Annotated in this window: 7 protein-coding genes; all 7 read right to left on the bottom strand. The window is 61.9% G+C overall.

What is annotated here, in order from left to right:
- The coding region (locus OC610_RS01740; protein WP_264426252.1) for an MFS transporter at positions 1–1116 on the bottom strand (1116 nt) is incomplete at its 3' end.
- A gap of 132 nt (positions 1117–1248) precedes the next feature.
- Positions 1249–2151 (bottom strand): polysaccharide deacetylase family protein, encoded by a 903-nt coding sequence (locus OC610_RS01735; protein WP_264426251.1) that lies wholly within the window; start codon positions 2149–2151, stop codon positions 1249–1251.
- Positions 2144–2986 (bottom strand): polysaccharide deacetylase family protein, encoded by an 843-nt coding sequence (locus OC610_RS01730; RefSeq protein WP_264426250.1) that lies wholly within the window; start codon positions 2984–2986, stop codon positions 2144–2146. Before OC610_RS01730 ends, OC610_RS01735 begins: the two co-directional genes overlap by 8 nt.
- A 152-nt stretch (positions 2987–3138) precedes the next feature.
- Positions 3139–3963, bottom strand: a complete 825-nt coding sequence (locus tag OC610_RS01725) for an ABC transporter substrate-binding protein (protein WP_264426249.1) — start codon at positions 3961–3963, stop codon at positions 3139–3141.
- Positions 3964–4002: 39 nt separating this feature from the next.
- A complete protein-coding gene (locus tag OC610_RS01720; RefSeq protein ID WP_264426248.1) occupies positions 4003–4767 on the bottom strand; it encodes an amino acid ABC transporter ATP-binding protein in 765 nt (254 codons plus the stop codon).
- A gap of 10 nt (positions 4768–4777) precedes the next feature.
- The gene (locus OC610_RS01715; protein ID WP_264426247.1) at positions 4778–5656 is read right to left on the bottom strand and encodes an amino acid ABC transporter permease; all 879 of its coding nucleotides are present in this window, start codon (positions 5654–5656) and stop codon (positions 4778–4780) included.
- A gap of 139 nt (positions 5657–5795) precedes the next feature.
- A complete protein-coding gene (argH, locus tag OC610_RS01710; protein ID WP_264426246.1) occupies positions 5796–7223 on the bottom strand; it encodes an argininosuccinate lyase in 1428 nt (475 codons plus the stop codon).
- Positions 7224–7438: the final 215 nt, after the last annotated feature.

Below are 7438 nucleotides of genomic sequence, written 5' to 3'. Positions count from 1 at the left end.
CAGTGCGCTCAAGGCATAGAACATGGTCGGGGCCGGGGTGTGCAGCAGCAGGTAGCCGCAGATCACCGGGCTCAGGGCGCCACCGAGGGCTGCGAGGTTTTGGGCGCCGTAGTAGCTGCCGCGCAGTTCTTCCGGTGCCAGGGTGTCGACGAAAAGGAATTCGGCCGGGTAGATGATCATCTCGCCGAGGGTGAAGATGAACATGGCCACGCACCAGCTCACCATGTCGTCCGCCAGGCTGAAGCCGACCAGGCCCAGGATGAACAGGCCGGTGCCCGCGGCGATCCAGTGGCGCAGCTTTTCGCGGTCGAGGAACCGACCGATCTGGTATTGCAGCAGGATGACCGTGATGGCGTTGCAGGCGAGCAGGGCGGCCATGATTTGCAGAGCGCGTTTGGAATCGTGGGTCACCAGCAGGTACTGCGACAGGTAGAGGGTGAAGCGGCCGTGTACGACGGTGCTGAGCAGGCAGCCGCCGGTGAACATGATCAGGGTGCGGTCGTTTTTCAGGGTCTTCAGCGTCTTGAGAAAACTGGGCGGTGGCGTCAAGGCTGGTTTCGACGTTGCGTCGCTGGGGATGCCGGTCATCAGGAAGATGCTCGCAAATGCGATGCCTGCGGCGATCAGGAAGGGCGCGATCGGATAGACGCCGGCAATCACCACACCGAGCATGGGACCGGTGGCGTAGCCGATGTTGGTCAGGGTGTAGCGCAGGGAAAACGCCTTGGCACGCTGGCCGATGGGCAGGTTTTCGCTGAGGATCGCTTTGGAGCCGATAAGGAACAACGCGGACGCTGTCTCGGTGATGACGACGGTCAGGGTGGTCAGGTAGAGGTTTTCGGCGAAGGTCAGCAGCACGAAGCCGATGGCGCTGGAGAGCATCGCCAGGATCAGCAACCGGCGCTTTTCCAGGCGGTCGATGATGTAGCCGCCGTAGAGGGCCAGCAGGGTGGCGGTGAACACCGCGATGCCGAGCAGCAGGCCGACGTCCTGTTGGTCCAGGCCCAACTTGTTGCTCAGGAACAGCGTGAGCAAAGGGCTGGTGATGGCACGGCTGACGACGATGGTCAGTGACACGATCATCAAGCGTCGAATAACGAGCGAGTAAGTGGCCACGGTGATGCAAATGTCCTTATTCAGATGTTGGCGTGCACCGCGATGACTCGCGAACCGGAGCCAGAGTGATCATGCCTGACACCGATCCAGCGTGCGACCGGACGAATTGCGCCAGGTGCTGCAAACGTTCGCTCATGAAACATCGCCCCATGCAACATAGTCCCGATAATGCCGCTCGTAGACCGACGCCGGATGGTCCTCGGCCACCGGCGCAGCGGTTGCTGCCCACCACTTAGCGACCTCAGCGCCCGTGGCGATCCACACGTCATCGTGTTGTTGGATGCCCTTGATCAATTCACGCAGCACGCCGATCCGTCCTGGCGTGGCGATGATTTCCGGGTGCAGGCGAAGCACGTAGCAAAGGCCAAACCGGTGAAACCCGGCGAAGTCCATCTGCAGGTTGCCCAAAGTGTGGCTGTAGGAGGCGATCCGCGATTGTGCGGGGGGTACCGCCGGGCTCAAGTTGAAGGCGAAGTAGGGCTCGTCCTCCAGTTCATAATGCAGCGGCACTTCAATCACGCTGGGCGCTGTCGGGTGGGCGAATGGCAAGTCATCGCCACGCCACGACGAGGACCAGCGAATGCCGTGGTCTTTCAAGGCCTCGATGAACCCCGGCGCGCCATTGCCCGCCGGGAGACGAAAGCCGACCGGGCGCTGTCCGGTCAGCCGGGCCAGGGTCTCGCAGCCCTTGGCGATGTCGTCGCGTTGCGCCGCCAGGTCCAGCGTGTCGTAGTCCTGATGTCGGTAGCCGGCGCAGGCGACTTCATGGCCGTCGGCCAGGATCGACTGGAGGTGCCCGGGGTTTTCCTCGGCAACGAGACCGGGGACGAACCAACTGCTCGGGACGCCGAGTTCCTTGAACAGGCCGAGCAACCGCTCCACGCCGCGTTGGGTGCCGTAGCGCCATACCGACAGGGTCTTGTCCCGCCTGGCGACTTCCGGGGCCTGCGTGAGGATGCCGTGGATGTCGTTGTAATCCACGGTCAATACCGCGGCGCAGCGATGGCCGTTCGGCCAGATTGGCGAATCAGCCATGATGATGCTCCTTGAGCCACCACTGGGCGACGTCACGGCAGGTGGCAAACCACACGTCGTCGCGGGTGCGCATGTGCTCGAAGAGTTTTTCCAGCAGCAGGATGCGGCCCGGCTTGCCGGTAATCTTGGGGTGGAAGAGGGTGGTCAGGCATAAGCCTTCATCCATGGCGCCGTCGTATTCGCGACACCAGTTATCCAGGGTCAGCGCGTAACTGGCCGTGCGATCCAGCCCGGAAGGGAAGTTCGGCGCACGGGTGTAGGCGAGGGAGGCGTAATCGTCCATCTCCCAGCGACCAGGAATCTCCACCAGCGGCGTATCGAACCCCGGCACGTTCACCAGGTACGGCCGGTCATCGCCGCGCATGCTGCTGGAGTAGGTCACACCGGCCTCGACCAACATGGCCGGGGTTTCGGCGCGCCAGTCGCCGGACGGCGTACGGAAGCCTTCGGCGCGGATATTCAAGTGCTGCCAGAACACCTCGCGGGAGATCTTCATCACGTCCTTTTGCTGTTCCAGCGTCAGGGCGTAGAACGATTCGTGCTTGTAGCCGTGATAAGCCACCTCATGGCCGCGCTCGACGATCGCCTGGCACTGTTTAGGCCAGTTCTCCACGACCCACGCCGGGACGAAAAATGTCGTCGGGATATGGAACTCATCCAGCAGATCGAGCAAGCGTGGTAGTGCCCGGTATGGGCCGTAGCCACCGAAGCCGAAGTATTCGGGCTTGCGCCAGATCGAACCATTTAGCATGGCATCGCCGGTCGGGCCATCGAGGTCGAAGGCCAGGGCGAGGCACGCTTTGTGCTGTTCGGGCCAGGTGGGTAAGGAGGACATCGCTAGTGCTCCATTGTTTATCGAAAAACACCAGCCCCCTGTGGGAGCGAGCTTGCTCGCGATAGCGGTGTGTCATTCACCAAACATGTTGAATGTACGGGCCTCATCGCGAGCAAGCTCGCTCCCACACTGGATTGATGTTGCCTGTACGATCACTTCCCGGCGTTGAGCGTCACGGTCTTGATCGCACCCAGCTCCAAGTCCCACTTCTTGAGGATCACCTGGTAGCTGCCGTCATCGATCATGCTTTGCAGCGCAACCTTCACCGCTTCACTGAGCTCAGGTTTTTGCTTGCTTACGCCCATGCCGCTGTACTGCGCCGAAATCGGCAGGCCGACGGTCTTGTACATGTCCTTTTCCTGGGTCTTGAGGTACGGCAGGGTTTCACTGCCTTGCATGGCTGCATCGATGCGGCTCTGGCGCAGTTGCGCACGGGCATCGGCCGAGCCTTCGGTGCCGATCACATTGATCGCGGGCTTGCCGGCGCCTTCACAGTTGACCTTGCTCCACGCTGCGATTTCCGCTGGGAAGTTGGTGCGGCGGCTGGTGCCGACTTTCTTGCCGCACAGGTCGACGATCTCGTTGGTGTCCTTGTTTTTCTGCAAGGTATAGAACTGCGGGCCGCTGGTGAAATAGTCGACGAAGGTCACGCTGGCCTGCCGCTCGGCGGTGTCGGTCATGCCCGACAGCACCAGGTCCACACGGTCGGTGGTCAGGGCGTTGATCATCTGTTCGAAGCCGGTTTCCTGCCATTTGATCTTCACGCCCAGGCGTTCGGCCAGGGCATTGCCCAGGTCGTAGTCGAAGCCGGTGAGGGTGTTGGTGGCCGGGTCCTTGAAGTCCATCGGCGGGTAGTTCGGCATGATCGCTACGACGATCTCGCCCTTGGCCTTGATGCTGGCCGGCAATTCGGCGGCGAAGGTGAAGCCGGAGGCCACGACGCCTGCGAGTACTGCGGGAATGATGAAGTTCTTCATGGTCGTTCTCTTATGAGTGTTGTGAGCGCCAACCGGCGCCTAGGTTCGAACGGCAGAAATGAAGCTCTGGGTGCGAGGGTTTTGCGGACTTATTAGTATTTCTTCGGGGCTTCCAGCCTCCACGATCTGCCCGTCGTCCATGAACACCATGCGGTTGGAAACCTCGCGAGCGAAGCCCAGTTCATGGGTGACGACGATCATGGTCATGCCGGTCTGCGCGAGATCGCGCATCACCGACAGCACCTCACCGACCAGTTCCGGGTCGAGTGCCGAAGTGGGTTCATCGAACAACATCAGCTTGGGCCGCATGGCCAGCGCACGGGCAATGGCAACGCGTTGTTGCTGGCCGCCCGAAAGCTCGATGGGGTAGCTGTTGCGCTTGTCGGCCAGGCCGACGCGGGCGAGCAATTCCAGGGCTTCTTCGTTCGCCTCTTTCGGGGAGCGCTTGAGCACCTGGCACGGCCCTTCGATGATGTTCTGCAGCACGGTCATGTGCGGGAACAGGTTGAAACGCTGGAACACCATGCCGGTGGACAAGCGCTGGCGTGCGACCTGTGTTTCGTTGAGTTCGTGCAGCTTGTTGCCGACGATCCGGTAACCCACCAGTTCGCCGTCGACCCACAAGCCGCCCTTGTCGATTTTTTCCAGCTGGTTGACGCAGCGCAGCAAGGTGCTCTTGCCCGAGCCGGACGGGCCGATGATGCACAACACTTCGCCTTGCTCGACTTCGATGTTGATGTCCTTCAGCGCGTGGAACTGGTCGTAATATTTGTTCAGGCCCACGGCCTTGACGATGCTTCTCATGTGGGGCTCCTCAAGAACGCTTGCCGGCGCCGCGGGCGAAACGACGCTCCAGGCGGCTTTGGCCAAAGGACAGGACGGTGACGGTGGCCAGGTACCAGATACCGGCGACGATCAGCAGCTCCATCACGCGGGCGTTGGCGTAGTAGATGTTCTGGGCGTTGTAGAGCAGTTCCGAGTACTGGATGACGCTCGCCAGCGAGGTCATCTTGACCATGCTGATGAACTCGTTGCCCACCGGCGGGATGATGATGCGCATGGCCTGGGGCAGGATGATCCGGCGCAGCGCTTGCAGGCGCGGCATGCCGATGGACTTGGCGGCTTCGTATTGCCCGGTGTCCACCGAGAGCAGGCCGGCGCGCACCACTTCGGCGGTGTAGGCGCCCTGGTTGATGCTCAAGCCAAACAGCGCAGCCACGAACGGCGTCATCAGGCTCACCGTGTCCATCTCGAACAGGCCAGGGATGCCGATGGTGGGGAAGATCAGCGCCAGGTTGAACCACAACAGCAGTTGCAGGATCAGCGGCGTGCCGCGAAACAGCCAGGTATAGATCAAAGCCACGTAACGCAGGATCGGGTTGGCCGACATGCGCATGATCGCGGTGATCACGCCGAACACGATGCCCAGCGCCATCGCCAGCACCGCCATGATGATGGTGTTGAGCAAGCCCCACATGATCGCCTGGGACGTCAGGAACTGGCCGATGTAGGACCACTCGATCTTGCCTTCGGCGAAGGCGCGCACCAGGCCGATGAGTGCGATGACGATCACCGTGGCGAAGAAGATCCGCCCGTAGTAGCGCCGGGGCACATGGTCGTACTGGGTGATATCGAACTGGTTTTCCGCCAGCTTGCGCTCCGCCTGGAGTCGTTCTGCCTGTGTCTGGCTCATGTTGGTTCTCCGTACTTGGTTTCGCCGCCATCACTGTGGGAGCGAGCTTGCTCGCGATTACAGTTTCACTTTCAACATCAACTTGGCTGATCCACCGCTATCGCGAGCAAGCTCGCTCCCACAGGTTTTATGTGCTGCTTTAGAGGCGAAATCCTTGATAGTCCTCGGTCCATCGCTGTTGGGCGGCGAGGGCGGTTTTCAGGCGGCCGATCTGTTCACGCACCTGTTGCGGTGCGGTGCCTCCCCAGCCGCTGCGCGCAGCGATGGCGGCCTCGAGGGTCAGGCTTTCGCGGACTTCCGGGGTCAGGCGCGGGTCGATTTCCGCCAGCAGCGCCGCGGAGGCGTCCCACAATTCGATGCCGTGTTTCTCGCACGCCTGGACCAGCGCCCCGGTGATTTCATGGGCCTCCTTGAACGGCACGCCGCGCACCGCCAGCCAGTCGGCGACTTCGGTGGCGAGGGTAAAGCCCATGGGTGCCTGGCGCCGCAGTTCCTCGATATCGACCTTCATCGTCGCAACCATTCCGGCCATGGCCGGCAGCACCAGCAGCAGGGTGTCGACGCTGTCGAGCACGCCGTGCTTGTCTTCGCTCAAATCGCGGTTGTAGGACAGCGGCAAGGATTTGAGCGTGGACAACAGCCCGGTGAGGTTGCCGATCAGCCGGCCCGCCTTGCCCCGCGCCAGTTCAGCGATGTCCGGGTTCTTTTTCTGCGGCATGATCGAACTGCCGGTCGCGTAGGCATCGTCCAGTTCAACCCAGCGAAACTGCCGCGACGACCACAGGCAGAACTCCTCGGCGAGGCGCGAGATGTTGATGCCGAGCATGCTGGCGATGAACAGGAACTCGGCGACGTGATCTCGGCTGGCCACGGCGTCGATGGAGTTCTCGCAGACACCGCTGTAACCCATTTCCTTTGCCGACTGCTGAGGTAAGCGAGCGATTGCCGAGCCCGCCATGGCCGCCGCACCCAACGGGGACAGCGACGTGCGCGCGTCCCAGTCCACCAGGCGCTGCACGTCGCGCAGCATCGATTGGGCATGGGCCAGCAAGTGATGGGCAAACACGATCGGTTGTGCTTGCTGCAGGTGAGTAAATCCGGGGCAGATGCTCTGGACATGCTGCTCGGCCTGGTCCACCAGCGCCTGCTGCAGGCCCAGCACCTCTACGGCCAGGGTGCGCACATGGTCACGCAGGAACAGCCGCAGGTCGTTGGCGGTCTGGTCGTTGCGCGAACGACCGGCCCGCAGCTTGCCACCCAGGGCACCCAGGCGCTCGGTCAGCAGCCGCTCGATGAAGGTATGGACGTCTTCGTCATCCAGGGTCGGGGCAATGCTGCCGGCGCGGTAATCCGCGCCGATACGCTCCAGCGCATCGAGCATCGTCAGGGTTTCCTGCTCGCTCAGCAGGCCGGCGCGCTGCAATTCCCGGGCATGGGCCTTGGACCCGGCGAGGTCGTACGGGGTGAGCCGGAAGTAACGCTCAGGGCAACGGGACAGGGCCGCCAAGGCTTCGGAAGGGCCGCTTTTGAAGCGGGCACCCCAGAGACGGTCGGTGGTTTGGGACATTGTTGTTTTCCTCGTCGGTAACGCGAACTGAAACGGGTACTCCAGGCCATGACGCCGCCACAAAAATCGGCGAGCGAAGTCAGGCCAGAGCAGTTTTCAAGGGGGCAGTTGCATCAGTGCGAGAGCTGATCGAAGTGTCAGCTTTTAATGTTTCCAGATCAGCGGTTTGGCGCTGATCCTCGGGATTTATTGGCAGTTGCCAAGCCTGGTTTTCT

It is taken from the genome of Pseudomonas agronomica (assembly GCF_025917275.1).
GTDB lineage: Bacteria > Pseudomonadota > Gammaproteobacteria > Pseudomonadales > Pseudomonadaceae > Aquipseudomonas > Aquipseudomonas agronomica.
This window is presented reverse-complemented; position numbering and strand designations above follow the sequence as displayed.